This window comes from Cronobacter dublinensis subsp. dublinensis LMG 23823, from assembly GCF_001277235.1.
Classification (GTDB): domain Bacteria; phylum Pseudomonadota; class Gammaproteobacteria; order Enterobacterales; family Enterobacteriaceae; genus Cronobacter; species Cronobacter dublinensis.
Genome location: NZ_CP012266.1, coordinates 493,319 through 518,033, shown reverse-complemented (window position 1 = coordinate 518,033; position 24,715 = coordinate 493,319). Strand labels below are relative to the sequence as shown.

Here is a 24,715-nt window from a genome sequence, read left to right as displayed (position 1 = left end):
TCCGCCCTCATCATTCATTATTTTTGAATAAGTTTGCCAGTTTTCCTTGCTTACATTCCCGTCACGCCCGCCCTATGATTCTCTCCATCAACAGCGGAACGCGGATAACCCCGCGCAAAGCAACCCTTTAAACAATGATAGCGTTTCGTGATGAAGCGGGTATTCCTGGAGAGTAAAATGAAAAAATTCGAAGATGCTGGCGTACTGGTGGCACGTATTCTGATGCCGATTCTGTTCATCGTGGCAGGCTGGGGCAAAATCACCGGTTATGCAGGCACGCAGCAGTATATGGAAGCGATGGGCGTACCGGGCTTTATGCTGCCGCTGGTTATCCTGCTTGAGTTTGGCGGCGGTCTGGCGATTATCTTCGGCTTCCTGACCCGCACCACGGCGCTTATCACCGCAGTCTTTACCCTGCTGACGGCATTCCTGTTCCACAGCAACTTCGCGGAAGGCGCTAACTCGATTATGTTTATGAAGAACTTCTCCATCGCAGGCGGGTATCTGCTGCTGGCGCTCATGGGGCCTGGCGCATACAGCCTGGATCGCCTTCTGAAAAAGAACTGGTAACAGATGACACGGCAGGCGGCCCCCACCGCCTGCTTTTTGCCATACTCAGGGAAGTAATCTGACAGGAGAACATCATGGGACAACTGATCGACGGCGTCTGGCACGACACCTGGTATGACACCAAATCCACCGGCGGCCGCTTTAAGCGCACCTCGGCGGCGTACCGCAACTGGGTGACTCCGGACGGCGAACCGGGCCCGACGGGCGAAGGCGGCTTTGCGGCGCAAAAAGATCGCTACCATCTATATGTGTCACTTGCCTGCCCCTGGGCGCACCGCACGCTGATTATGCGCAAGCTCAAAGGGCTTGAATCGTTTATCTCCGTCTCAGTGGTGCATCCGCTGATGCTCGAAAATGGCTGGACGTTCGGCGACGATTTCCCGGCGGCCACCGGCGATACGCTCTATCAGCACGATTTCCTCTATCAGCTCTATCTCCAGGCCGATCCGCACTACTCCGGGCGCGTGACCGTGCCGGTGCTGTGGGATAAGCAGCGCCAGACCATCGTGAGCAACGAATCCGCCGATATCATCCGCATGTTCAACAGCGCGTTTGACGCGCTGGGCGCGCGTGCCGGTGATTACTACCCGCAGGCGCTGCGTGCGGAAATCGATGAGCTGAACGGCTGGATCTACGACACCGTCAACAACGGCGTCTATAAGACGGGCTTCGCCACCAGCCAGCAGGCCTATGATGAAGCGGTTGAACAGGTGTTCGCCTCGCTGTCGCGCCTTGAGCAGATCCTGGGCCAGCAGCGCTACCTGACCGGCGACCAGTTGACTGAAGCCGACATCCGCCTCTGGACCACGCTGGTGCGCTTCGACCCGGTCTACGTCACGCATTTTAAATGTGATAAGCACCGCATCAGCGATTACCTGAACCTGCACGGCTTTCTGCGCGAGATTTACCAGATGCCGGGCATCGCGGAGACGGTCGATTTCGGGCACATCCGCCACCACTATTATTGCAGCCACAAAACCATCAACCCCACCGGGATTATCTCCATCGGCCCGTGGCAGGATCTTGATGAGCCGCACGGGCGCGACGAGCGCTTTCGCTAATCGCTTCGCCCTAAGCCTCTTCTGAAAAATGCGCCGTTCCGACGGCGCTCACATTTTCCGTTTTCCCCCAGGCCGTTTCGCCCGCCGACAGCTAGCATTTACACAAGCAGATCGCTTTAAAAACAAGTGATTGATGGCAAGGGAGGCGAACACATATGTACTGGTACATCAAAGCGTTCAGAAATTACCTCGGTTTTACCGGCCGGGCGCGTCGTAAAGAGTACTGGATGTTCACCCTGGTAAATATCATTCTGACGGGCGTCATGGTGGCCCTGGATAAAATACTTGGGCTGCGCATTATGGGCGAGCAGGGCCTGCTCACCGTGCTGTATGGACTGGTGGTACTGCTGCCCGCGCTGGCGTTACAGTTTCGCCGCCTGCACGATACCGACCGCACGGCGCGGTGGCTCTTTGTGCTGTTCATCCCGGTAATCGGCTGGCTGATGATCCTCGCGTTCAACACGCAGGAAGGCACTCGCGGCGAAAACCGCTTCGGCCCCGACGCCAAACACCACCACTGATCGTAAGCCGCGTTCCGGCGCGGCACATTTCTGCTCTCTTTCCCCTTTAAAGCCCCTGAGCACACAAAGAGTGTTGATTAGCTAAACCGGTTTAACTATTGTTTAGCGAAAGAGGAATCGGAGGAAACAGGTATGTCAGCAAAAGTATGGGCTCTGGGGGACGCGGTCGTCGATCTGCTGCCCGACGGCGAGGGACGGTTATTGCAATGCCCCGGCGGCGCGCCTGCCAACGTGGCGGTGGGCGTCGCGCGGCTCGGCGGCGCGAGCGGGTTTATCGGCCGCGTCGGGCGCGATCCGTTCGGCGAGTTTATGATCCGCATGCTGCGCGAAGAAGGCGTGGATACGGGCGCCATGCATCAGGATCCGGCGCATCGCACCTCGACAGTGGTGGTCGCGCTCGACAATCGCGGCGAGCGGTCGTTTACGTTTATGGTGCGCCCGTCGGCCGATCTCTTTCTCATTGAAGACGATCTCCCGACCTTCGCTACCGGCGAATGGCTGCACGTCTGCTCGATTGCGCTCTGCGCGCAGCCGTCGCGCGATACCGCGTTTGCAGCGATGGCCCGGATAAAACGCGCGGGCGGGTTTGTCAGTTTCGACCCAAACATCCGTGAAGATCTGTGGCCGGATCCCGCGCAGCTGCGCGAATGCGTGGCGCGCGCGCTGGCGCTGGCGGATGTGGTGAAACTGTCACTGGAAGAGCTGGCGTTCATCACCGGGGGCGACGACGACGAGCACGCGCTGGCGCTGGCGCGCCGTCACGGGATCCCGCTGCTGCTCATCACGCGGGGCGCAGAGGGCGTCGACGCCTGCTTTAACAACGAGCAGCACCATTACCTGGCCGAGCCGGTCGAGTGCGTCGACACCACCGGCGCGGGCGACGCTTTCGTGGCCGGGCTGCTGTGGGGCCTTGCGGCGCATGGTCTGCCGGCGAACGCCGCCGCGCTGGCTCCCCTGCTGGCGGACGCCCAGGCCTGCGGCGCACTCGCCACCACCGCCAAAGGCGCCATGACCGCCCTGCCGCGCCTGAACGATCTTCAGCAACGCCTCGCCTGATCCCGCGGGCCGCGCCCGCGGCCCGTTTTGCGAACCTCATCACAATCACTAAACCGGTTTAGCTAATTTCATTGCCAGTAAAAATAGGCCGTGATTATGATTGCGCACTAAACCGGTTTAGCAAGTTAGCAAAATGATGATAACGCCTTCTCAGGGATGCCATACCATGATTAGAAAAAGCACTCTTGCCCTTACCATTGGCTTACTGGCCGGTGCTCCCGCCGCCTTTGCCGACAGCAATATGACCAGCATCGAAGCGCGTCTGGCGGCGCTTGAACAGCGTTTACAGGCCGCCGAAACCCGCGCCAGCGCCGCGGAGTCGCGCGCCGAAGCCGCCGAGCGTCAGGCCCGCGAACTGGCGGCCACGCAGAAAAAAATGCAGGCCACCGCGCAGCCGGTCGCGGCAAGCGCCCCAGCGCCTGCCGCTCCCGCATCACAGGCTGCGAGCACCGACGGGTTTGAATTCCACGGCTATGCGCGCTCCGGCCTGTTAATGAGCGACTCCGCCGCCAAAACCCAGGGCGGCCCGTCCTTCACGCCTGCTGGCGAAACCGGCGGCCACGTGGGACGTCTTGGCAACGAGCCTGACACCTACCTGGAAATGAACCTGGAGCACAAACAGACGCTTTCGAACGGCGCCACCACGCGCTTCAAAGTAATGGTGGCCGACGGACAGCGCAGCTATAACGACTGGACCGCCGACACCAGCGATCTCAACGTGCGTCAGGCGTTTACTGAACTGGGTCATCTGCCGACCTTTACCGGCGCATTCAAAGATGCCACCGTCTGGGCCGGTAAACGCTTCGATCGTGATAACTTCGATATCCACTGGATAGACTCCGACGTCGTATTCCTGGCGGGGACCGGCGCGGGGATTTATGACATGCGCTGGAGCGACAACGCGCGCAGCAACTTCTCGCTGTATGGCCGCACGTTCGGCGATATCGAGAATAGCGAAAACACCGCGCAGAACTATGTGCTGACCCTCAATAACTATGTCGGGCCGGTGCAGCTGATGGTGAGCGGGATGCGCGCCAAAGATAACGAAGACCGCGTGGATATCGACGGCAACCGCGTGAAAAAAGACGCGGCGGAAGATGGCGTGCATGCGCTGCTCGGCCTGCATAACGACAGCTTCTACGGCCTGCGCGACGGGTCGTCGAAAACCGCGCTGTTGTATGGCCACGGTCTTGGCGCGGAAGTGAAATCTATCGGCTCCGACGGCGCGCTGCTGCCGCAGGCGGACACCTGGCGTCTCGCGAGCTATGGCATGACCCCGCTTGGCGGCGGCTGGCATATCGCGCCAGCGGTGCTGGCCCAGAGCAGTAAGGATCGCTACGTGAAAGGCGACAGCTACCAGTGGGCGACCGCTAACCTGCGCGTAATTCAGGAGATTAACCAGAATTTCGAATTGCAGTATGAAGGCAGCTACCAGTACATGGACTTGCGCCCGGAAGGCTATAACGCCCGTAACGCGGTCAGCGGCAACTTCTATAAGCTGACCTTCGCGCCAACGCTGAAAGCGGGCGACGTCGGCGAATTCCTCAAGCGTCCTGAGCTGCGCCTGTTTGCCACCTGGATGGACTGGGATCACCGCCTGGATAACTACGCCAGCAGCGATTCCTTCGGCAGCAGCGGTTTCACCGCCGGTGGCGAATGGAACTTCGGCGTCCAGATGGAAACCTGGTTCTGATGATAACGGCCCCCGCCGCGCGGGGGCCTGCGCTTTGCTGACCACACAAAAACCACAAGACCGAGGTTGTTATGGATTTTGAACAGATTGCCCGCTCGCTCCTGCCGCTGCTCGGCGGCAAAGAGAATATCGCCAGCGCCGCCCACTGCGCCACGCGTCTGCGGCTGGTGCTGGTGGACGACGCCAAAGCCGACACGGCCGCCATCGGCAATGTCGAAGGTGTCAAAGGCTGCTTTCGCAACGCCGGACAGCTACAGATTATTTTCGGTACCGGCGTCGTCAACAAAGTGTACGCCGCGTTTATCGCGGTCGCCGGGATAAGCGAATCCAGCAAATCGGAAGCGGCAAGCGTCGCGGCCCGCAAGCTGAACCCGTTCCAGCGCATCGCGCGTCTGCTGTCGAATATTTTCGTGCCGATCATTCCGGCTATCGTCGCCTCCGGCCTGCTGATGGGCCTGCTCGGCATGGTGAAAACCTACGGCTGGGTCAGCCCCGATAACGCGCTCTATATCATGCTGGATATGTGCAGCTCGGCGGCGTTCATCATTCTGCCTATCCTGATAGGCTTTACCGCCGCGCGCGAGTTTGGCGGCAACCCGTATCTGGGCGCGACGCTTGGCGGTATCCTCACCCATCCGGCGCTGACTAACGCCTGGGGCGTGGCGGCGGGCTTCCACACCATGAACTTCTTCGGGATTGAGGTCGCGATGATTGGCTACCAGGGCACGGTATTCCCGGTGCTGCTGGCCGTATGGTTCATGAGCCTTCTTGAAAAACAGCTGCGCCGGATTATCCCGGACGCGCTGGATCTGATCCTGACGCCGTTCTTCACTGTGATTATCTCAGGCTTCGTGGCGCTGCTGGTGATCGGCCCGGCGGGCCGCGCGCTCGGCGACGGCATCTCTCTGGTGTTAAGTACGCTGATTACCCACGCAGGCTGGCTCGCAGGGCTGCTGTTCGGCGGTCTTTACTCGGTGATTGTCATTACCGGCGTGCATCATAGCTTCCACGCGATTGAAGCAGGATTGCTCGGCAACCCGTCTATCGGCGTGAACTTCCTGCTGCCCATCTGGGCGATGGCGAACGTGGCGCAGGGCGGCGCGTGCCTCGCGGTGTGGTTTAAAACCAAAGATCCGAAAGTGAAAGCGATTACGCTGCCGTCGGGCTTCTCGGCGCTGCTCGGCATCACCGAGGCGGCGATTTTCGGGGTGAACCTGCGTTTCGTGAAGCCGTTTATCTCGGGGCTTATCGGCGGCGCGGCAGGCGGCGCGTGGGTCGTTTCCACCCATGTGGGCATGACCGCGGTCGGGCTGACCGGGATTCCGGGCATGGCGATTGTGAAGGCCAGCTCGCTGCTGAACTACACCCTCGGTATGGCTATCGCCTTCTGTGTCGCTTTTGCGGTCTCTTACCTGTGGAAATACAAAACGGACGCTGAATAATGACTACCCGCACGCTGCTGCCTGCCATTTTACAGGCCGTGATGAAAGGCCAGCCGGTCGCGCTTGGCGATCGCCACTATCCGCGCTGGCACCTGGCGCCTGTTACCGGCCTGATGAACGACCCGAACGGCTTTATTCATTTTCAGGGGCGTTACCACCTGTTTTATCAGTGGAATGCGCTGGGCTGTCAGCATCAGCATAAGTGCTGGGGACACTGGAGCTCGGCGGATCTGACGCACTGGCGTCACGAGCCGCTGGCTCTGCTACCGGATGAAGAGTATGACCGCAGCGGCTGCTATTCCGGCAGCGCGGTGGATGACGCCGGCACGCTGACGCTCTGCTATACCGGCAACGTGAAGTTTGACGACGGCACGCGCACCGCGTGGCAGTGTCTGGCGGTGCAGAACGCCGACGGCGGCTTCGACAAGCTCGGCCCGGTGATGCCGCTGCCCGGCGGCTACACCGGCCACGTGCGCGATCCGAAAGTCTGGCGGCACGCAGAACACTGGTACATGGTGCTGGGCGCGCAGGATCTCGAACACCAGGGCAAGGTGCTGCTGCTGCGATCCGATAACCTGTGGAACTGGGAAAATCTCGGCGAGATAGCGGGCAGCACGCTGGGCGGTCTGGGCGATGCGGGATACATGTGGGAGTGCCCGGATCTCTTTATGCTCGACGGCAAAGCCATTCTGCTCTGCTGCCCGCAGGGCGTGGCGCGCGAAGAGAAACGCTTTCTTAATACGTACCCGAGCGCGTATCTGTGCGGCGAGCTGGATTATGAACAGACGGAATACCGCCACGGCCCGCTGGTGGAGCTGGACGCGGGTTTTGAGTTTTACGCGCCGCAGACCACGCAGGCCGACGATGGCCGCCGGTTGCTTATCGGCTGGATGGGCGTGCCGGACGGCGAAGAGATGCTGCAGCCGACCGTGGCGCAGGGCTGGATCCACCAGATGACCTGCCCGCGCGAGCTCTCGCTTCGCGATGGCTTGCTCTGCCAGCAGCCGGCGCGCGAACTTGCCGCGCTGCGTGGCGACGAACAACGCGTCGGGGGCGTAGCCTCAACGCTCCCGCCAATGGTAGCCGAAAGCCTGGAGCTGATGCTGGAAGCGCAGGGCGACGTCACGCTCGATTTCGCAGGCACGCTGCGCCTTGAATGGACGCGCGATGGTCTGCGCCTTTCGCGCCGCAGCCTGAAAAACGGCGAGTGGCTCTACCGCTACTGGCAGGGCGAGGCGAAGCGCCTGCACATTCTGTGCGACCGTTCCAGCGTCGAAATTTTTATCAACGACGGCGAAGGCGTGATGAGCAGCCGCTATTTTCCGGCGGCCAGCGCGATGCTTGGCTTTGAAGGCGACGCGCAACTCCGGCTGCGCTACTGGTCGTTACGCCCTTGCATGGTAGAATGAGGGTTTGACCACTCACCGAACCGAAGCCGTGCGAAAAACCAAACGCGTTACTATCAGTGATATCGCCGCCCTGGCGGGGGTTTCCAAAGCCACCGCCAGTCTGGTGCTCAATGGACGAGGCAAAGAGCTGCGCGTGGCGCAGGAGACGCGCGAGCGCGTTCTGGCCATCGCACAGCAGCACCACTATCAGCCGAGCATTCACGCCCGCCTGCTGCGCGACAACCGCAGCCATACGCTGGGGCTGGTGGTGCCGGAGATTACCAACTACGGTTTCGCCGTGTTTTCGTATGAACTGGAAACCCTGTGCCGCGAGGCGGGGCTTCAGCTGCTTATCTCCTGCACCGATGAAAACCCCGGCCAGGAGACCGTCGTGGTCAATAATCTGGTGTCGCGCCAGGTGGACGGGCTTATCGTCGCCTCCAGCATGCTGAGCGACAGCGACTACGTGAAGCTCAGCGAACAGCTGCCGGTGGTGCTGTTTGACCGCCATATGAACGATACCGCGCTGCCGCTGGTGATCACCGATTCCGTCACGCCGACGGCGGAGCTGGTCGAACGCATCGCGCGCCAGCACCCGGACGAGTTCTATTTCCTCGGCGGTCAGCCGCGCCTCTCTCCCACCCGCGACCGGCTGGAAGGCTTTAAGCAGGGGCTGGCGCGGGCGGGCGTTGAGCTGCGCCCCGAGTGGATCATTCACGGTAATTATCATCCGAGCAGCGGCTATGAGATGTTCGCCGCGCTCTGCGCCCGTTTAGGGCGTCCGCCGAAGGCGCTGTTTACCGCCGCCTGCGGTCTGCTGGAAGGTGTGTTGCGCTACATGAGCCAGCATCGCCTGCTGGAGAGCGATATCCATCTGGCGAGCTTTGACGATCACTATCTGTATGATTCGCTGTCAGTGCGCATCGATACCGTGCAGCAGGATTGCCGCCAGCTGGCGCTGGACTGCTTTGAGATGATCACCCAACTGGTGGATGACAATGAACCGACGCCGCTGCAGCGCTACCTCCCGGCCACGCTGCAATGGCGTCATCCGGCGGATTAACGCTTCACGTTAAAGAGCTTCGGAATTTCGCGCAGGCACCAGGCCTTCGCCTCGCCCATGCTGTCGCGCCGCCAGGCCATGATGATGTCCACCTCGCTGGTGGACTCCGGGCTTACGACGCGCAGCCGCCCTTCGGCAATATCTTTTTCCACCAGCGGATACGGCATCGTCGCCACGCCAAGCCCGGCGAGCAGCGCCTGGCGCTTGTCTTCAATGGATGTCACCGTCAGCCTCGGCTGTTTGTCGAGCAGCTGTACCGTCAGCACCGGGCGCTCACGCGCGGTGTCCGCCACCGCCACGCCGCGATACTTCACGCGCGTCACCTCGGACAGCGGCTCCGGCTCGTCGTGGATCGGGTGATCCGGCGCTGCGACGTAGACGTTCATCAGCGTATAGAGCTTGCGGGAGTTAATTTCTGACGACGAGCGAAAATGCATGTCCGGCGCGATGACGATATCGGCGCGGCCCTGCTCCAGCCGCTCCCAGGCGCCCGCCAGCACTTCGGTGATGAAAGAGAGCTGGGTGTTGGCTTTCGCGGCGAGTTTATCCACCAGCGGAAAGAGGCACGGCGTCGGCACCAGCGCCTCGGCGACGATAGTCAGGTGCGTTTCCCAGCCGCGCGCCAGCGCCTCGGCGTCCGTTGTGAGCTTATCCGCCGCCTCCAGCAACACGCGTCCGCGCTCCAGCAGCATACGGCCCACGTTGGTGAACTTGGTGCGGTGGCCGGAGCGGTCGAACAGCACCACGTCCAACTCCTCTTCCAGCTTCTGCATGGTGTAGCTCAGCGCAGACGGCACGCGGCCCAGTTCGTCAGCCGCGGCAGCGAAACTGCCGCGCCGGTCGATAGCGTCCATGACGCGCAACGCCTCCAGCGTCAATGCCCTTTCTTTAGCCATCAGGTTCTCGTTCAGGAAATTTGAATATACCCAGCAGATTAACTGGCTAACAATGCAGCGTCCACACCCTTAACATAAAAGCCTGTCAAGAGAGGTAAAATTATGATTATTACGAGAACAGCCAAACAGTGTGGGCAAGCTGACTATGGATGGCTGCAGGCTCGCTATACCTTTTCCTTTGGACACTACTTCGACCCAAAACTGCTGGGCTACGCCTCGCTGCGCGTGCTGAACCAGGAAGTGCTGGCGCCCGCCGCCGCGTTCCAGCCGCGCACCTATCCTAAAGTGGATATCCTCAACCTGATCCTCGACGGCGAAGCGGAATACCGCGACAGCGAAGGCAACCACCTGCGCGCGAAGGCGGGCGAGGCGCTGCTGCTCTCTACTCAGCCGGGCGTAAGCTACAGCGAACATAACCTGAGCAAAGACCATTCGCTGACACGGATGCAGCTTTGGCTCGACGCCTGCCCGGAGCGCGAAAACCCGGCGGTGCAGAAAATCGCGGTCGGCCCGCAGGCGCGCCAGCTGCTCGCCTCGCCGGATGGCGCCGAGGGTAGTCTGCAGTTGCGTCAGCAGGTGTGGTTGTGGCATATCGCCCTGAATGAAGGGGAATCGGTCAGTATGCCGCTCAACGGGCCGCGCGCCTATTTACAGTCGATCCACGGTACGGTGCATGCGAAAACCGGTACCGAAGAAAAAGAGGCATTAACCTGCGGAGATGGCGCTTTTATTCGTGACGAGGCTAACATAACCCTCATCGCCGATTCGCCTCTGCGCGCTTTACTGGTAGATTTGCCGGTGTAACAAGAAGGTGCAGAATGCTGCATCAGGAGTCATAAAATGAGTACTATCACACAGCAAAAGAAAGTCACGCAGTTGACTGTTTCACCCGTCCCGCAGGAAGCGTCTACACGCGCCGGAGCGCAAACAGCGTTTACCTACGATTGCATGCTCAGCGAGCTGGAAGCCATTATCGCTGAAGCCGAAGTCCGTCTGGCCGAGGAAGAAGCCGCCTGACGTACGCTCTCCGGGCGGGCCTGTCGGCTCGCCTGCTCCTGTATTTATTCCTTTGTCGCGCTTTGCTACGGCTATTCTTCCGTCTGATGGCAAACCACCCCGCAGGCCAGGTAACACACTGGTCGCCACTATGACCGCTACCTCACATCCATCTGTGTCTCTTTACACTGTCAGTTTCTGATTTTTCCCTCGCTTATCGCCGTTTCGCATCAAAAGCATAACGTTCTGCTCTCCGCGCATAAAAATAGCGGCTCATGCCGGGCGCGATCCGGATTAAGGAAAAGATGATGAGGATTATCAGAGGCAAAATATGAAAAAAACCGTACTCCTTGGATTAACGCTAGTGAGCGCGGCCTGCGTCGCGGCGGAAGATAAAACGGCCACGCTATCCGTCACTGGAAGTGTGCATCAGTCCTCTGGTTGTGCAGTTTCACTGAGCCGCACGACGGCCGATTTAGGAAACCAGAAAATTGAGCGGTTACCTGCAGTCGCCACCAGCCCAATCAACACAACGTCATCCGTTTTGGTGGTCGCGTCCCTCACTGGCGCAGGCTGCACCGATTATACCAATACCGATAATTACTATGCCCATACGGCGCTTCAGTTTAACGGCGTAGCAGACAGCACTGAAAGCACCGTTCTCGCCAATACCTTAAATGACGATACTGCGGCAAAAGGTATCGCCGTCGGTTTATATTCGTCAGAAGGTGTTCGATTTAATATCAACGAAAATATCCCATTGAACGATGGCCGCTTCCCCTTTTTTATCGGGATGGTCAAAGTCAACGATAACCCCAGCGCAGGTAAGGTGCAGTCGTCTCTGACCGTCTCCGTAGAGCATCTTTAAGGAACTGACCTTAACCAGGTAAAGCAAAAACCCCGCCGAAGCGGGGTTTTATAATGAGTGAAGCTGACCGGTAAGCCGCGTTCTTTTCATAGAAAGTGTCGTGGACAGTCATTCATCTTTGCCTTGTTTTCAAAAGCAAAAACCCCGCCGAAGCGGGGTTTTATAATGAGTGAAGCTAACCGATAAGCAGCGTTCTTTTCACAGAAAGCGTCGTGGACAGTCCTTCATCTTTGCCTTGTTTTCAAAAGCAAAAAACCCGCCGAAGCGGGGTTTTATAATGAGTGAAGCTGACTGGTAAGCCGCGTTCTCTTCATAGAAAGCGTCGTGGACAGTCATTCATCTTTGCCTTGTTTTCAAAAGCAAAAACCCCGCCGCAGCGGGGTTTTTTAATGAGTGAAGCTAACCGATAAGCCGCGTTCTTTTCACAGAAAGCGTAGTGGACAGTCATTCAACTTTGCCTTGTTTTCAAAAGCAAAAACCCCGCCGAAGCGGGGTTTTATAATGAGTGAAGCTAACCGATAAGCCGGGTTCTGTCGTGGACAGTCATTCATCTAGGCCAGCAATCGCTCACTGGCTCAAGCAGCCTACCCGGGTTCAGTACGGGCCGTACCTTGTGAACCCCTATTTGGCCTTGCTCCGGGTGGAGTTTACCGTGCCGCGAACTGTTACCAGTCGCGCGGTGCGCTCTTACCGCACCCTTTCACCCTTACCTGATCCCGCTTGCGCGGGCCATCGGCGGTTTGCTCTCTGTTGCACTGGTCGTGGGTTTCCCCCCCAGGCGTTACCTGGCACCCTGCCCTATGGAGCCCGGACTTTCCTCCCCTCCGCCCGTCTCCCCGAAAGGACGACGACGAAGCGGCGACTGTCTGGTCAGCTTCGGCGCGGAGTATAGAGGGTTTGCCAGTCGCTGTCACGCCCCATCACGGTTTATCGCGGTCAGCCCTGCTGCTCCAGCGCGTATTTATACAGCGCGTTTTTTTTCACGCCGTGGATTTCCGCCGCCAGCGCCGCGGCTTTTTTCAGCGGCAGCTCGGCCTGCAACAGCGCGAGCGTGCGCAGCGCGTCCGGCGGCAGCGCGTCTTCCTGCGCTTTATGCCCTTCGACGATCAGCACCATTTCGCCCTTGCGGCGGTTTTCATCTTCTTTCACCCAGGCGAGCAGCTCGCCGACCGGCGCGCCGTTGATGGTTTCCCAGGTTTTCGTCAGTTCGCGCGCCAGCACCACATAACGGGACTCGCCCCAGACGGCGACCATATCCTCAAGGCTTTCCAGCAGACGATGGGTAGACTCATAGAAAATCAGCGTGCGCGGCTCTTGTTCAAGCGCTTTCAGCGCGTCGCGGCGGCCTTTGGATTTCGCGGGCAGAAAACCTTCATAGCAGAAGCGGTCGGAAGGCAGACCGGCGGCGGACAGCGCCGCGATGGCCGCGCACGGCCCCGGCAGCGGCACCACGCGCAGCCCGGCTTCGCGGCAGGCGCGCACCAGATGGTAGCCAGGGTCGTTAATCAGCGGCGTACCGGCATCAGAGACCAGCGCAATGTTTTGTCCTTCACGCAGTTTGGCTATCAGGGTTTCCGCTTTTTGCTGTTCGTTATGGTCGTGCAATGCAAAAAGCCGGGCGCTGATAGCAAAATGTTGCAGCAGCAGACCGGTATGACGGGTATCCTCAGCGGCGATAAGATCGACGGACTGCAATACTGTCAGGGCGCGTTGCGTGATGTCGCCGAGATTGCCGATAGGCGTCGGGACAATATAGAGCTGGCCCTGAGAATTCTGCGCCGAATCGTTATGTTTCATTGTTTCGTCCGTATTGCCGATTTAAAATTGAACATTCACCAGAAAAAAACCACTGGATACAGCATGGTACCTTCTAAATTTTCCGGCTCTAAAGCCGCGCGTTGTCTGCCTGTCCTGCTGGCAGCCTTGTTTTTCGCAGGCTGCGGCACGCAGACGCATGACCAGAGCAGTGCGCATATGCAGGGCGAAGCCAAAGCGGATTCCGGCTTTTATCTGCACCAGATGGAACAAAGCAGTGATGATAGCAAGACCAACTGGCAATTACTCGCCATACGTGCACTGCTTGGCGAAGGCAAACGCGAGCGCGCCATCACGCTCTACGGCGAGCTGCCGCAAAACCTGACGGACGCCCAGCGTCGCGAAGCGTCGCTGCTCGACGCGCAGATCAAACTGGCGCAGCAGGATTATCAGGGTGCCGTAGCGCTACTTGAGAAAATCAACCCGGCGGATCTCAACGACGAGCAGAAAGCCCGCTACTGGCAGGCGAAAATCGACGCCAGCCAGGGCCGCCCGTCTCTGGAGCTGCTGCGCGCGCTGATAGCCCAGGAGCCGCTGTTGCAGGGTCCGGCAAAGCAGAAAAACATCGACGCCACTTGGCAGGCGCTGTCGCAGATGTCGCAGGATCAGGCGAAGGCGCTGGTTATTAACGCCGATGAAAATACGCTGCAAGGCTGGATCGATCTTCAGCGCGTCTGGTTCGATAACCGCAACGACCCGAAAATGCTCCAGGCGGGCGTGAAAGACTGGCAGACCCGCTACCCGCAAAATCCGGGCGCGAAAATGCTGCCGACCCAGCTTGCTAACCTGCAAAACTACAAGCCTGCGTCCGCCAGCAAAATCGCGTTGCTGCTGCCGCTAAACGGCCAGGCGGCCGTGTTTAGCCGCGCCATTCAGCAGGGGTTCGAAGCCGCGAAAAATGCAGGCACCAGCCCGGTTGCCGTTCAGGCGCCAGCCCAGGCGACAGCAGATAACGCCACGCAGAACGCGAATAGCCCGCAAACGCCGCAGGCGGCTTCCGCCGATAGCGTGGCAAGCCCAGCCGCCGCGCCGGTTGACGATCTGGCCGCGCAGCCTGACGCCCAGCCAACCGCGCAACCGCAACAGCCGCCCGTCGACGCGCAACCTGTCGCCGCCGCGCCTGCGAATCCTTCCGCAGAAATTAAGGTCTATGACACCAGCGAGCAGTCCATTACGCAGATCCTTACCCAGGCTCAGCAGGACGGCGCAAGCCTGGTTGTCGGCCCGCTGCTGAAAGAGAACGTCGACGGCCTGCTTAAGAGCGGCACGCCGCTGAACGTGCTGGCGCTCAACCAGCCGGAAACCGTACAAAATCGCCCGAACGTCTGTTATTTCGCGCTGTCGCCGGAAGATGAAGCCGCTGATGCCGCCGCCCACATCTGGCAGGAAGGCAAACGCGCGCCGCTGCTGCTGGTGCCGTACAGCGCGCTTGGCGAGCGCGTCACCAAAGCCTTCGCCGACCGCTGGGCGCAGCTTGGCGGCGGTACGGTATTGCAGCAGAAATTTGGCTCCGTTAACGAGCTGAAAATGAACATCAACGGTGGCACCGGCATCGCGCTGACCGGCACGCCTGTCGCCGCGAGCCTGCCGAAGCAGGAGTCAGTGACGATAGGCGGTCTCTCCATTCCGGCACCGCCGACCGACGCCCAGATAACCGCAGGCAGCAGCGGCAACGTAGACGCGGTCTACATCGTCGCCACGCCATCGGAAATCGCGCTGATTAAGCCGATGATCGCCATGCGTGCGGGCAGCCACAGCGGCGCGTCGCTGTACGCCAGCTCCCGCAGCGCCCAGGGCGGCGCAGGCCCGGATTTCCGTCTGGAGATGGAAGGTCTGGAGTTCAGCGATATCCCGATGCTCGCGGGCAGCAACCCGGCGCTGATGCAGCAGGCGCTCTCGGCGGTGAATAATGACTATTCGCTGGCGCGCCTGTATGCGATGGGCGTGGATGCCTGGTCGCTGGCGAACCATTTCTCCCAGATGCGTCAGGTGCCCGGCTTCCAGCTTAGCGGCAACACCGGCGCGCTCAGCGCGACACAGGACTGCGTAATTAACAGGAAGTTAACGTGGCTCAAATACCAGCAGGGACAGTTGGTTCCGGCCAACTGAGTCGCAGACAGACCGGCGCGGCCTTTGAAGCACAGGCGCGCGCCTTTCTGGAGCGCAAGGGATTGCGTTTTATCGCCGCCAACGCCCATGAGCGCGGCGGCGAAATCGATCTCATCATGGACGACCGCGGCGTGACGGTTTTCGTCGAGGTCCGCTACCGGCGCGCCAGCCTCTATGGCGGCGCGGCCGCCAGCGTTACCCGCAGCAAACAGCAAAAGTTGTTACATGCCGCCCGGTTGTGGCTCGCGCGCCACAATGGGAGCTTTGATACTGTGGATTGCCGGTTCGATGTGTTAGCCTTCACCGGCAATGAAATCGAGTGGATTGCGAACGCCTTTTCGCTCCACGCCTGAACTGACGTAACGCTCAAAGGATAATCGTGCTAGAAAGAATCAAAGTCTGCTTTACGGAAAGCATTCAAACCCAGATTGCGGCGGCGGAAGCACTCCCGGATGCGATTTCTCGTGCGGCCATGACCCTGGTTCAGTCTCTCCTTAACGGCAACAAAATCCTCTGCTGCGGTAACGGCACGTCCGGTGCCAACGCGCAGCATTTCGCGGCCAGCATGATCAATCGTTTTGAAACCGAGCGGCCCAGTTTACCTGCCATTGCACTTAATACCGATAATGTGGTCTTAACGGCGATAAGCAACGACAGGCTGCATGACGAAGTGTATGCCAAACAGGTGCGTGCGCTGGGTCATGCCGGTGATGTGCTGCTGGCGATTTCCACCCGCGGCAACAGCCGGGATATCGTCAAAGCGGTCGAGGCTGCGGTCACCCGCGATATGACTATCGTGGCGCTGACGGGTTACGACGGCGGCGAGCTGGCGGGGCTTCTGGGCCCGCAGGATGTGGAGATCCGTATTCCTTCGCATCGCAGCGCGCGCATTCAGGAAATGCATATGCTGACGGTAAACTGCCTGTGCGATTTAATCGATAACACATTGTTTCCACACCAGGATGATTAAGGAGTGCTCATGAAGGCCATTAAACCCCTCGCGGTGGTGATGACCGCGCTTGTGCTACAGGGCTGCGTCGCGGCGGCTGTCGTCGGAACCGCGGCGGTCGGCACCAAAGCCGCGACCGACCCGCGCAGTGTGGGTACTCAGGTTGATGACGGTACGCTGGAGCTGCGCGTGAATACGGCGCTTGGCAAAGATGAGCAACTGAAGAAAGAAGCGCGTATCAACGTGACCGCCTATCAGGGCAAAGTGCTGCTGACCGGCCAGTCGCCGAACCCGGAGCTGGCGTCCCGCGCGAAGCAGATAGCGATGGGCGTGGAAGGCGCGACGGAAGTGTTTAACGAAATCCGCAACGGCCAGCCGATTGGGCTTGGCACCGCGTCATCGGATACCTGGATAACCACCAAGGTGCGCTCGCAGCTGCTCGGCAGCGATCAGGTGAAATCGTCTAACGTGAAAGTGACGACCGAGAATGGCGAAGTGTTCCTGCTCGGTCTGGTGACCGATCGCGAAGGCCGCGCAGCGGCGGATACCGCGAGCCGCGTAAGCGGCGTGAAACACGTCACCACCGCGTTTACCTACATTAAGTAACCCTTCACCTAAGCCCTCTCCCACCGGGGAGAGGGTTCACATCATTTCCATTGATGTTTTAATCGGTCTTGCGGCAGAGGGCGCGATGCTTGCCCGCCGACAAACCAGGCTCGCGCCATAACCCACTACATCAGCGCCAGCGCGCCCGTCACGGCGCCCGCAAGCATCACCATACCGCCGGTCATCCACAACGCTTTGGCCGGAAACGCTTTACGCAACATGATAAGAGACGGCAGGCTCACCGCAGGGAGCGTCACCAGCAGCGCCAGCCCCGGCGCGAGGCCCATCCCCGCCAGCATCATGGTCTGTACAATCGGAATTTCCGCCGCGGTCGGGATAACGAACAGGCAACCCGCCACCGCCATCGCCAGCACCCAGAACAGCGTATTGCCCACCGCGCCGTCAGCGTGCGGGAACAGCCAGACGCGCGCGGCACCCAGCGCCAGTACCGCCAGCAGATAGACCGGGATAGTGCTCCAGAACAGCGCCCAGAGCGCCTGTCCCCAGCGCGTCATAAAGCTGCCCTGCGGGGCTTCTGCAGGCAGCGCCGATTCAGGCAGCGCAGGCGCAGGCGTGTCGGCCACAAAGCGCTGCACCAGCGATGCGATACCAACCACCATCACCAGACCCGCCGCCACGCGGATAAGCGCGAACTGCCAGCCCAGTACAAAGCCCATAAACACCAGCGTCGCGGGGTTCAGCAGCGGATTGCCGAGCCAGAACGCCAGCGCGCCGCCCATCGACACCGACTGACGCCGCATACCCGCCGCCACCGGCGCCGCGCAGCAGGTGCACATCATGCCGGGGAGCGAAAACAGCGCGCCCAGCAGCGTACCGCGAAAGCGCGGCTGGCCCAGCGTGCGCAGCAGCCAGTCGCGCGGGATCAACACCTGAATGAGCGAGCCCAGCAGCACGCCGAGCACGGCGGCTTTCCAGACCGCGAGAAAATAGACGGCGGCGTAATCCAGCGCTGCGCGCAGCGGGTTATCCTGCGCGTTAGCGAGAATCGAATTGCCGATGCTGTGCGTTTGCGCGGCGGTAAAGGCTTTGCCGTAATAGGGCTGCCATTTGACATACCACAGGCCGATAAACAGCACGAGAAAGAACAGCGCGGGTTTCCACCATGCGGGGGATTTCGGCGCCAGAGATGAAGACTGACCAGCCATAACATTCCTCTGGAAAACAGGGGGTAAATTTTTGCCGGTCAATACTACGCCCGCGTTACGCTTTTTGAAACGGCATTCAACGCGCCGTTTGTGCGGCTATTTCACGCAATTGTGTGGAATCCAGCACCGCGACGTCTTCTTTTGCCGGCGACAGCGCCACATTCATCAGCGCCCGCGCCACGGTCTGCGCCTCGATAGCTTTCCATTTGCCGGGCAACAGGCGAAACAGCGGCGCCATAAAGGATTCCCCGGCGCGACGCTTTTCGCGATCCCCGATAAGCAGCGACGGATGCGCGAAGGTAAGACGCGGCCAGCCCTGCGCTTTCAGCGCCGCCTCCATTTCGCCTTTCACCCGGTTGTAGAAAAACGGCGAATTCGGATTCGCTCCGACGGCGCTGACCACCAGCATATGCTTCGCGCCGAGCCGCAGCCCGGCAAGCGAGGTGTCGACCACCAGCGTGTAGTCGGCGAGGATAAACGCCTCTTTACTGCCCGCTTCGCGACGCGTGGTGCCCAGACAGCAAAAGACCAGATCCAGCGGCGTATCGAGCTGCGTCAGCACGTCGGAGAGCTGCGGATCGTGCGGGTTTTCCACTTTGCGCAGCGTCACCGGCAACGGGCGGCGGGTCGCCGCGATAATCGACGAGACGCGCGGCTCGTCAACCAGCATACGCAGCAGATGGCTGCCCACCAGCCCGCTGGCGCCGGTTATCAGTACTCGACTCATGATCGCTCCTTTGCAGAATCTTCTGCCTTGCAATGTCAGCGCCCTGGACCAGGCTTAATAGTCTGTGTGGTTTAAGTATTTACCATTTCTGGCAAAAGCCATTACTGCACATCACCGTTCTGTAAAGACACCAAGGGAGGCGTAATGAGCAAGAAGATTGCAGTCTTAATCACTGACGAATTCGAAGATTCGGAATTCACATCCCCCGCCGCGGAGTACCGCAAAGCCGGGCATGAAGTGATCACCATTGAGAAAGAAGCGGGGAAAACCGTCACCGGCAAACAGGGCGAGGCAACGGTTACAATCGATAAATCTATCGATGACGTCAGCCCGGCGGATTTTGACGCCCTGCTGTTGCCTGGCGGCCATTCGCCTGACAGCCTGCGCGGCGACGATCGCTTCGTCACCTTCACGCGCGATTTCGTCAATACCGGCAAACCGGTCTTTGCTATCTGCCACGGCCCGCAACTGCTGATTAGCGCAGATGTGATCCGCGGGCGTAAGCTCACCGCCGTGAAGCCTATCGTTATCGATGTGAAAAACGCCGGGGCGGAATTCTTCGATCAGGAAGTGGTGATAGACAAAGATCAACTGGTGACCAGCCGCACCCCGGAAGATCTGCCTGCGTTTAACCGCGAGGCGTTACGCCTGCTCGGCGCGTAACCAGCCGAGTTTTTTACCAAACCCCAGGGTGTTGTCAGTGAACTTGATTTCATCAAGACGGATCTCCCACAGCGGGGAGGACATCACCCTGGCGACCGGAAAGCGACGGTTGTAGCGCTCGCGCAAGGCTTCGCTTTCCGGTCCTTCCACCAGCCGTAATTCCCCCGCAAACTGCACGCCGCGTATCCGCGCCACGGTTTTGGTCTGCCCGTTGACCGTGCCCGCCACGCGCGCCAGCCGCCCGGCCATTTCGCCATGCCGGCTTTTGGTGTCGCTTAACAGATAAAACGCCACCCGCTCGCGGTCATAAACGTAAAACGCGTTAGCGCACCAGAGCGTGTCTTCACGGCCAACGCAGTAGGTGACGACATGTTGTTTAGCGAGCCATTGGCTGATGGCGTCGAGAGCGTCCATGAGTTCTCCTGTCGGGAATAATCGTGATAAGGTGCGCCCAGTTGTGACTGTCGCTGATATTCATTATGGAAGAATGGTTTCTTTATCTGATCCGCAGCCCCGATAACCGGCTCTATACCGGTATCACTACCGATGTGGCGCGCCGTTTCGCGCAGCATCAGCGCGGCAAAGGCGCTAAAGCGCTGCGCGGGAAAGGCGAGCTGACGCTGGTGTTCAGCGCGCCTGCGGGCAATCGCTCTGCGGCGCTGCGCGCCGAGTATCGCATTAAGCAACTAACGAAGCGGCAGAAAGAGCAACTGGTTGCGGGGGAGCTGGCGTTTGAGACGATGACTGACGCGCCGCAAACGCCCTGAAATCAGAAGCGGTTAAAGTGATCGTGGTACTCCACGCGGCCATGCACGCCGTCGAGCGCGTCATCGGCGAGACGGTGCACCTGAAACGCCGCTTCGGCACCCGGCCAGCGGCAGTGGAGATCGTAGCGGGCGGCGGGCTCAAAGCCCAGACGGTTATAAAACTCCGGCGAGCCCAGCGTGACCACCGCCGCGTAGCCAAATTCATTCAGCGAATCGAGCCCTTCGTAAACTAACTGCCGGCCAATCCCCTGCCCGCGCCAGCCGTCATCGACTGCCAGCGGCGCAAGGCCCAGCCATTGACGCTCCTCGCCCGCCACGGTGACGGGGCTGAAGGCGACGTAACCGACGACCTGACCTTCATCGTCCGTTGCGACTAACCCCAGGGTCAGCTGCCCGTCTTCACGCAGCGCGTGCACCAACTCCGCCTCGCTGTCGCGACCAAACGCGCGGCGAAGTAAAGCGTCGATGCCAGGCGCATCAATGGGGATTTCTACACGAATCAGCATGGTTCACCTATGGAAGTTGCTTTGGTTAGCGGCGAGACGCTCAGCCCCGCTTCAACGAAGTCCGCCAGTTGCAGCAGCAGCACGCGTAGCGGTTTCGGCATCGCGTCGAGTTCAATGGCGTCCATCAGATTCTTCACATATAACCCTAATTCAGTATCACCTTCAATCACCAGGCGACGCTGGAAGAAAAGCGTGTCGGGATCCTGCTTGCGCGCGGCGATCATCAGCAGGTCGGCGGCGTCGGCGCGGAACATCACGTCAGCGTCGGCCTGTTCGCGCACGATAAGCGTGTCGTTTTCGACCGAAGTGAACCAGCGCAGGCCGATGTCGCGCACCTCAATGCCGAGCCAGCGGCCTTCCAGAAATGCCAGCTCTTCATCCGCCAGCGCCTGACGGAATTGCCAGCCGAGCAGTTGCTCCAGCGCCTGGCGCTTGAGCGCGAACGGCGTCAGCGCGACCGGCGCTTTAAGAAGCGAAGGGCCAAGATGTACCAGACAGGAACGCAGATTCTTCAACACGGGCTTTTCTCCTTGCCAAATCACAGTGGCCGTTATTGTGCCATATCAGCCAGATGAGATAGCGGCTCAAATCAAGCTTTGCGCCTTCGCGGGTACCCCTTTATAGATGCCATCAATACGACATTAGCTGCCTTAAATCAAAAATTGTCGCGGACGGGTTAACTAAAATCGCCGTTCGTTAACAATTTCGCTGCCTTTGCGCAGCGCGCAGGCCCGACGCGGCCTGCCTTATTTTCAGGACACGCTATGGAGTTGCTTTGCCCCGCCGGTAACCTTCCGGCTCTGAAGGCGGCCATCGATAATGGCGCGGATGCGGTCTATATCGGTCTGAAAGACGATACCAACGCCCGCCACTTCGCCGGCCTGAATTTTACCGAGAAAAAACTACAGGATGCGGTGAGCTATGTGCATCAGCATGGCCGCAAACTGCATATCGCTATCAATACCTTCGCGCACCCGGACGGCTATGACCGCTGGGAGCGTGCGGTGGATATGGCCGCCCAGCTTGGCGCCGATGCGCTGATCCTCGCCGATATCGCGATGCTGGAGTACGCCGCGACGCGCTACCCGCACGTGGAGCGCCATGTGTCGGTGCAGGCGTCCGCCACTAATGAAGCCGCCATCCGCTTTTATCAGCGTCATTTCGATGTCGCCCGCGTGGTGCTGCCGCGCGTGTTATCCATTCATCAGGTGAAACAATTAGCGCGCGTGACGCCGGTGCCGCTGGAAGTATTCGCCTTCGGCAGCCTGTGCATTATGGCGGAGGGGCGCTGCTATCTCTCGTCCTACCTGACCGGCGAATCGCCCAATACCGTAGGCGCCTGCTCGCCCGCCCGCTTTGTGCGCTGGCAGCAGACGGACCAGGGGCTGGAATCGCGCCTCAACGACGTGCTGATCGACCGCTATAAGGAAGGCGAAAACGCCGGTTATCCGACGCTGTGCAAAGGCCGCTATCTGGTAGACGGGCAGCGCTATCACGCACTCGAAGAGCCCACCAGCCTTAATACGCTGGAACTGCTGCCGGAGCTGCTGGCGGCCAATATCGCCTCGGTGAAAATCGAAGGCCGCCAGCGCAGCCCGGCCTACGTAAGCCAGGTGGCGAAGGTGTGGCGTCAGGCCATCGACCGCTGCAAAGCCGACCCGCAACACTTTGCGCCGCAGCCGGCCTGGATGGACGCGCTCGGCGCGATGGCCGAAGGCACCCAGACGACGCTTGGCGCGTATCACCGCAAATGGCAGTAAGGAGAGCAGAGTGAAATATTCGTTAGGGCCGGTGCTCTACTACTGGCCGAAAGCCACGCTGGAGAGTTTTTATGAAGCGGCGGCGAAGAGCAGCGCCGATGTGATTTATCTCGGCGAGGCGGTGTGCAGCAAACGACGCGACACCAAAGCCGCCGACTGGCTGGCGCTCGCCAGAACGCTCGCCGCCAGCGGCAAGCAGGTAGTGCTCTCGACGCTGGCGCTCGTCCAGGCGCCGTCGGAGCTGAACGAGCTGAAGCGGTATATCGACAACGGCGAGTTTCTGATTGAAGCCAACGATTTCGGCGCCGTGGGGCTGGCGGCGGAGCGCGGGCTGCCATTTGTGGCCGGTCATGCGCTGAACTGCTACAACGCCGTCACGCTGCGTCTGCTGTTAAAAGAGGGCATGACGCGCTGGTGTATGCCGGTGGAGCTGTCGCGCGACTGGCTGGTAAACCTGCTTGAGCAGTGCGACGCGCTGGGCATCCGCGATAAGTTTGAAGTGGAAGTGCTGAGCTACGGCCACCTGCCCCTCGCCTACTCCGCCCGCTGCTTTACCGCGCGTTCAGAAGACCGCCCGAAAGACGAGTGCGAAACCTGCTGCATTAAATACCCCACCGGGCGCAGTATGCGCTCGCAGGAGAACAGCCAGGTCTTTGTGCTGAACGGCATTCAGACGATGAGCGGCTATGTCTATAACCTTGGCAATGAACTCGCGTCGATGAGCGGGCTGGTGGATATGGTGCGCCTCTCGCCGATGGGCATGGAGACGCTCACGGTGCTCGACACATTCCGGGCCAATGAAAAGGGCACCGCCCCGCTGCCGCTCGCCGCGCACAGCGACTGCAACGGCTACTGGCGCAGGCTCGCCGGGATGGCCCTGCAGGCATAAGAAAAGGCTCACTTTGTTAACAGCATTTTGCATGAGTTCATGCAGTATGAATGGACAGCTTTCCGGCCGGGCCGCGGGCAAAATCCCCGAAATGCGCCAGGCTGGAAGAAGACCTTCAATCTGATAGCTATGCTGTAATTAAGTGAGCCGTTATGTCTGATAAATCTGTTGTGCCTTTCTCGGTGCTCGATCTCGCGCCGATCCCGCAAGGCTCCTCCGCCCGTGAGGCGTTCCATCACTCGCTCGATTTAGCGCGCCTCGCGGAAAAGCGCGGCTATGATCGCTACTGGCTGGCGGAGCATCATAATATGACCGGCATCGCCAGCGCCGCGACGTCGGTGCTGATTGGTTATCTCGCCGCCAATACCACGACGCTGCGCCTTGGCTCCGGCGGCGTGATGCTACCAAACCATGCGCCGCTGGTGATAGCTGAACAGTTCGGCACGCTCGACGCGCTCTATCCGGGCCGCATCGAGCTGGGCCTGGGACGCGCGCCGGGCAGCGATCAGCGCACGATGATGGCGCTGCGCCGCAATATGAATAACGATATCGACAACTTTCCGCGCGATGTGAAAGAGCTGACGGACTGGTTCGACGCCCGCGATCCGAGCCCGGCGGTGCGCCCGGTGCCTGGTTACGGCGCGAAGCTTCCGGTATGGCTGCTGGGCTCCAGCCTCTACAGCGCGCAGCTCGCCGCGCAGATGGGCCTGCCGTTCGCGTTCGCCTCGCATTTCGCGCCGGATATGCTCTTCCAGGCGCTGCATCTCTACCGCGCGCATTTCCAGCCCTCGGAACGGCTGGAGAAACCGTACGCGATGGTCTGCATTAACATCGTCGCCGCCGACAGTAACCGCGACGCGGAGTTTCTCTTCACCTCGATGCAGCAGGCATTTGTGAAGCTGCGCCGTGGCGAAACCGGCCAGCTGCCGCCGCCGATTGAGTCGATGGAAAGCTTCTGGAGCCCGGCGGAGCAGTACGGGGTTGCACAGGCGCTCAGCATGTCGCTGGTGGGTGATAAAGCGAAAGTCCGCCACGGGCTATTGTCGGTGCTGCGAGAAACCGACGCGGACGAAATCATGGTTAACGGCCAGATTTTCGACCACGAAGCGCGCCTGCATTCGTTTGATCTCGCCATGCAGGTGCGAGAGGAATTACTCAACTAATGGCCTTACCCGCCCTCTCCCGCAGGAGAGGGCGACACCCG

Annotated in this window: 27 protein-coding genes and 1 other RNA gene; 20 read left to right on the top strand and 8 right to left on the bottom strand. The window is 60.1% G+C overall.

Annotated features, from left to right (window positions below; genetic code table 11):
* Window positions 1-177 precede the first annotated feature (177 nt).
* The 8 genes from AFK67_RS02450 to AFK67_RS02415 all read left to right on the top strand — a co-directional run bounded on the left by AFK67_RS02450 (window position 178) and on the right by AFK67_RS02415 (window position 8,794).
* Complete coding sequence (locus tag AFK67_RS02450; protein ID WP_032966947.1) at window positions 178-570, top strand: DoxX family protein; 393 nt, start codon at window positions 178-180, stop codon at window positions 568-570.
* Window positions 571-644: 74 nt separating this feature from the next.
* Window positions 645-1,631 carry a glutathione S-transferase family protein gene (locus AFK67_RS02445; RefSeq protein WP_032966949.1) on the top strand — a complete coding sequence of 329 codons (987 nt, stop codon included), beginning with the start codon at window positions 645-647 and terminating at the stop codon, window positions 1,629-1,631.
* A gap of 155 nt (window positions 1,632-1,786) precedes the next feature.
* On the top strand, window positions 1,787-2,152 hold the full coding sequence (locus tag AFK67_RS02440; RefSeq protein WP_007718412.1) for a DUF805 domain-containing protein: 366 nt from the start codon (window positions 1,787-1,789) through the stop codon (window positions 2,150-2,152).
* 132 nt (window positions 2,153-2,284) lie between these two features.
* A complete protein-coding gene (locus AFK67_RS02435; RefSeq protein ID WP_038884896.1) occupies window positions 2,285-3,208 on the top strand; it encodes a fructokinase in 924 nt (307 codons plus the stop codon).
* Window positions 3,209-3,374: 166 nt separating this feature from the next.
* Window positions 3,375-4,901 (top strand): carbohydrate porin, encoded by a 1,527-nt coding sequence (locus AFK67_RS02430; protein ID WP_007718420.1) that lies wholly within the window; start codon window positions 3,375-3,377, stop codon window positions 4,899-4,901.
* Window positions 4,902-4,972: 71 nt separating this feature from the next.
* Window positions 4,973-6,343 carry a sucrose-specific PTS transporter subunit IIBC gene (locus AFK67_RS02425; protein ID WP_007718422.1) on the top strand — a complete coding sequence of 457 codons (1,371 nt, stop codon included), beginning with the start codon at window positions 4,973-4,975 and terminating at the stop codon, window positions 6,341-6,343.
* Window positions 6,343-7,752, top strand: a complete 1,410-nt coding sequence (locus AFK67_RS02420; RefSeq protein WP_007718424.1) for a sucrose-6-phosphate hydrolase — start codon at window positions 6,343-6,345, stop codon at window positions 7,750-7,752. Before AFK67_RS02425 ends, AFK67_RS02420 begins: the two co-directional genes overlap by 1 nt.
* 28 nt (window positions 7,753-7,780) lie before the next feature.
* Window positions 7,781-8,794 (top strand): LacI family DNA-binding transcriptional regulator, encoded by a 1,014-nt coding sequence (locus AFK67_RS02415; protein WP_007718438.1) that lies wholly within the window; start codon window positions 7,781-7,783, stop codon window positions 8,792-8,794.
* On the opposite strand, the gene yhaJ is transcribed toward AFK67_RS02415, so the two are convergent.
* On the bottom strand, window positions 8,791-9,690 hold the full coding sequence (yhaJ, locus tag AFK67_RS02410; RefSeq protein ID WP_004385839.1) for a DNA-binding transcriptional regulator YhaJ: 900 nt from the start codon (window positions 9,688-9,690) through the stop codon (window positions 8,791-8,793). The genes AFK67_RS02415 and yhaJ overlap by 4 nt on opposite strands.
* A 102-nt stretch (window positions 9,691-9,792) precedes the next feature.
* Between yhaJ and AFK67_RS02405 the strand changes: the two genes are divergently transcribed.
* The 3 genes from AFK67_RS02405 to AFK67_RS02400 all read left to right on the top strand — a co-directional run bounded on the left by AFK67_RS02405 (window position 9,793) and on the right by AFK67_RS02400 (window position 11,554).
* Window positions 9,793-10,494, top strand: coding sequence for a pirin family protein (locus tag AFK67_RS02405; RefSeq protein WP_007714942.1), 702 nt, complete (start codon window positions 9,793-9,795; stop codon window positions 10,492-10,494).
* A 36-nt stretch (window positions 10,495-10,530) separates the two neighbouring features.
* Window positions 10,531-10,707, top strand: a complete 177-nt coding sequence (locus tag AFK67_RS23160; RefSeq protein WP_007714915.1) for a protein YhaL — start codon at window positions 10,531-10,533, stop codon at window positions 10,705-10,707.
* A gap of 310 nt (window positions 10,708-11,017) precedes the next feature.
* A complete protein-coding gene (locus tag AFK67_RS02400) occupies window positions 11,018-11,554 on the top strand; it encodes a fimbrial protein (RefSeq protein WP_235047949.1) in 537 nt (178 codons plus the stop codon).
* A 503-nt stretch (window positions 11,555-12,057) separates the two neighbouring features.
* Here AFK67_RS02400 and rnpB read toward each other — a convergent pair.
* Together rnpB and rsmI are read right to left on the bottom strand one after the other, a co-directional pair.
* Window positions 12,058-12,432: RNase P RNA component class A (gene rnpB / locus AFK67_RS20550), an RNA gene on the bottom strand.
* A gap of 58 nt (window positions 12,433-12,490) precedes the next feature.
* Window positions 12,491-13,351, bottom strand: a complete 861-nt coding sequence (gene rsmI / locus AFK67_RS02395) for a 16S rRNA (cytidine(1402)-2'-O)-methyltransferase (protein WP_007714912.1) — start codon at window positions 13,349-13,351, stop codon at window positions 12,491-12,493.
* Window positions 13,352-13,414: 63 nt separating this feature from the next.
* Between rsmI and AFK67_RS02390 the strand changes: the two genes are divergently transcribed.
* From AFK67_RS02390 to dolP, 4 genes are read left to right on the top strand one after another with little or no spacing between them, the layout of a single operon-like run.
* On the top strand, window positions 13,415-15,478 hold the full coding sequence (locus tag AFK67_RS02390) for a penicillin-binding protein activator (RefSeq protein WP_038884932.1): 2,064 nt from the start codon (window positions 13,415-13,417) through the stop codon (window positions 15,476-15,478).
* Window positions 15,436-15,831: a YraN family protein gene (locus tag AFK67_RS02385; RefSeq protein ID WP_032966702.1), complete on the top strand. Its 396-nt coding sequence runs from the start codon at window positions 15,436-15,438 to the stop codon at window positions 15,829-15,831. Before AFK67_RS02390 ends, AFK67_RS02385 begins: the two co-directional genes overlap by 43 nt.
* Before the next feature lie 26 nt (window positions 15,832-15,857).
* On the top strand, window positions 15,858-16,448 hold the full coding sequence (gene diaA / locus AFK67_RS02380) for a DnaA initiator-associating protein DiaA (protein ID WP_007673089.1): 591 nt from the start codon (window positions 15,858-15,860) through the stop codon (window positions 16,446-16,448).
* A 9-nt stretch (window positions 16,449-16,457) separates the two neighbouring features.
* Entirely contained in the window at window positions 16,458-17,033 is a 576-nt protein-coding gene (dolP, locus tag AFK67_RS02375) for a division/outer membrane stress-associated lipid-binding lipoprotein (RefSeq protein WP_007714902.1), read from the top strand.
* A gap of 125 nt (window positions 17,034-17,158) precedes the next feature.
* Here dolP and AFK67_RS02370 read toward each other — a convergent pair whose 3' ends face one another.
* Both AFK67_RS02370 and AFK67_RS02365 read right to left on the bottom strand, forming a co-directional pair.
* Entirely contained in the window at window positions 17,159-18,199 is a 1,041-nt protein-coding gene (locus tag AFK67_RS02370) for a permease (protein ID WP_007714899.1), read from the bottom strand.
* Window positions 18,200-18,275: 76 nt separating this feature from the next.
* Complete coding sequence (locus AFK67_RS02365) at window positions 18,276-18,926, bottom strand: NAD-dependent epimerase/dehydratase family protein (protein WP_038884911.1); 651 nt, start codon at window positions 18,924-18,926, stop codon at window positions 18,276-18,278.
* A gap of 144 nt (window positions 18,927-19,070) precedes the next feature.
* Here AFK67_RS02365 and AFK67_RS02360 point away from each other — a divergent pair, with 144 nt between their 5' ends.
* Window positions 19,071-19,589 (top strand): type 1 glutamine amidotransferase domain-containing protein, encoded by a 519-nt coding sequence (locus tag AFK67_RS02360; protein ID WP_007673104.1) that lies wholly within the window; start codon window positions 19,071-19,073, stop codon window positions 19,587-19,589.
* Here AFK67_RS02360 and AFK67_RS02355 read toward each other — a convergent pair.
* The gene (locus AFK67_RS02355; RefSeq protein WP_007714893.1) at window positions 19,569-20,003 is read right to left on the bottom strand and encodes a YhbP family protein; all 435 of its coding nucleotides are present in this window, start codon (window positions 20,001-20,003) and stop codon (window positions 19,569-19,571) included. The genes AFK67_RS02360 and AFK67_RS02355 overlap by 21 nt on opposite strands.
* 65 nt (window positions 20,004-20,068) lie before the next feature.
* Here AFK67_RS02355 and AFK67_RS02350 point away from each other — a divergent pair, with 65 nt between their 5' ends.
* Window positions 20,069-20,356 (top strand): GIY-YIG nuclease family protein, encoded by a 288-nt coding sequence (locus AFK67_RS02350; protein WP_007714890.1) that lies wholly within the window; start codon window positions 20,069-20,071, stop codon window positions 20,354-20,356.
* 2 nt (window positions 20,357-20,358) lie between these two features.
* Here the strand turns inward: AFK67_RS02350 and AFK67_RS02345 are convergent, their stop codons facing one another.
* Window positions 20,359-20,862, bottom strand: a complete 504-nt coding sequence (locus tag AFK67_RS02345) for a GNAT family N-acetyltransferase (protein WP_007714888.1) — start codon at window positions 20,860-20,862, stop codon at window positions 20,359-20,361.
* Window positions 20,856-21,380, bottom strand: coding sequence for a ubiquinone anaerobic biosynthesis accessory factor UbiT (gene ubiT, locus AFK67_RS02340; protein ID WP_007714885.1), 525 nt, complete (start codon window positions 21,378-21,380; stop codon window positions 20,856-20,858). The genes AFK67_RS02345 and ubiT overlap by 7 nt, the downstream gene beginning before the upstream one ends.
* 246 nt (window positions 21,381-21,626) lie before the next feature.
* Between ubiT and ubiU the strand changes: the two genes are divergently transcribed.
* The 3 genes from ubiU to AFK67_RS02325 all read left to right on the top strand — a co-directional run bounded on the left by ubiU (window position 21,627) and on the right by AFK67_RS02325 (window position 24,674).
* Window positions 21,627-22,622: a ubiquinone anaerobic biosynthesis protein UbiU gene (gene ubiU / locus AFK67_RS02335; protein WP_007714881.1), complete on the top strand. Its 996-nt coding sequence runs from the start codon at window positions 21,627-21,629 to the stop codon at window positions 22,620-22,622.
* 10 nt (window positions 22,623-22,632) lie between these two features.
* Window positions 22,633-23,511: a U32 family peptidase gene (locus tag AFK67_RS02330; RefSeq protein WP_007714879.1), complete on the top strand. Its 879-nt coding sequence runs from the start codon at window positions 22,633-22,635 to the stop codon at window positions 23,509-23,511.
* A 152-nt stretch (window positions 23,512-23,663) separates the two neighbouring features.
* Window positions 23,664-24,674, top strand: coding sequence for a luciferase-like monooxygenase (locus AFK67_RS02325; RefSeq protein WP_007714877.1), 1,011 nt, complete (start codon window positions 23,664-23,666; stop codon window positions 24,672-24,674).
* The last annotated feature ends 41 nt before the right edge of the window (window positions 24,675-24,715 follow it).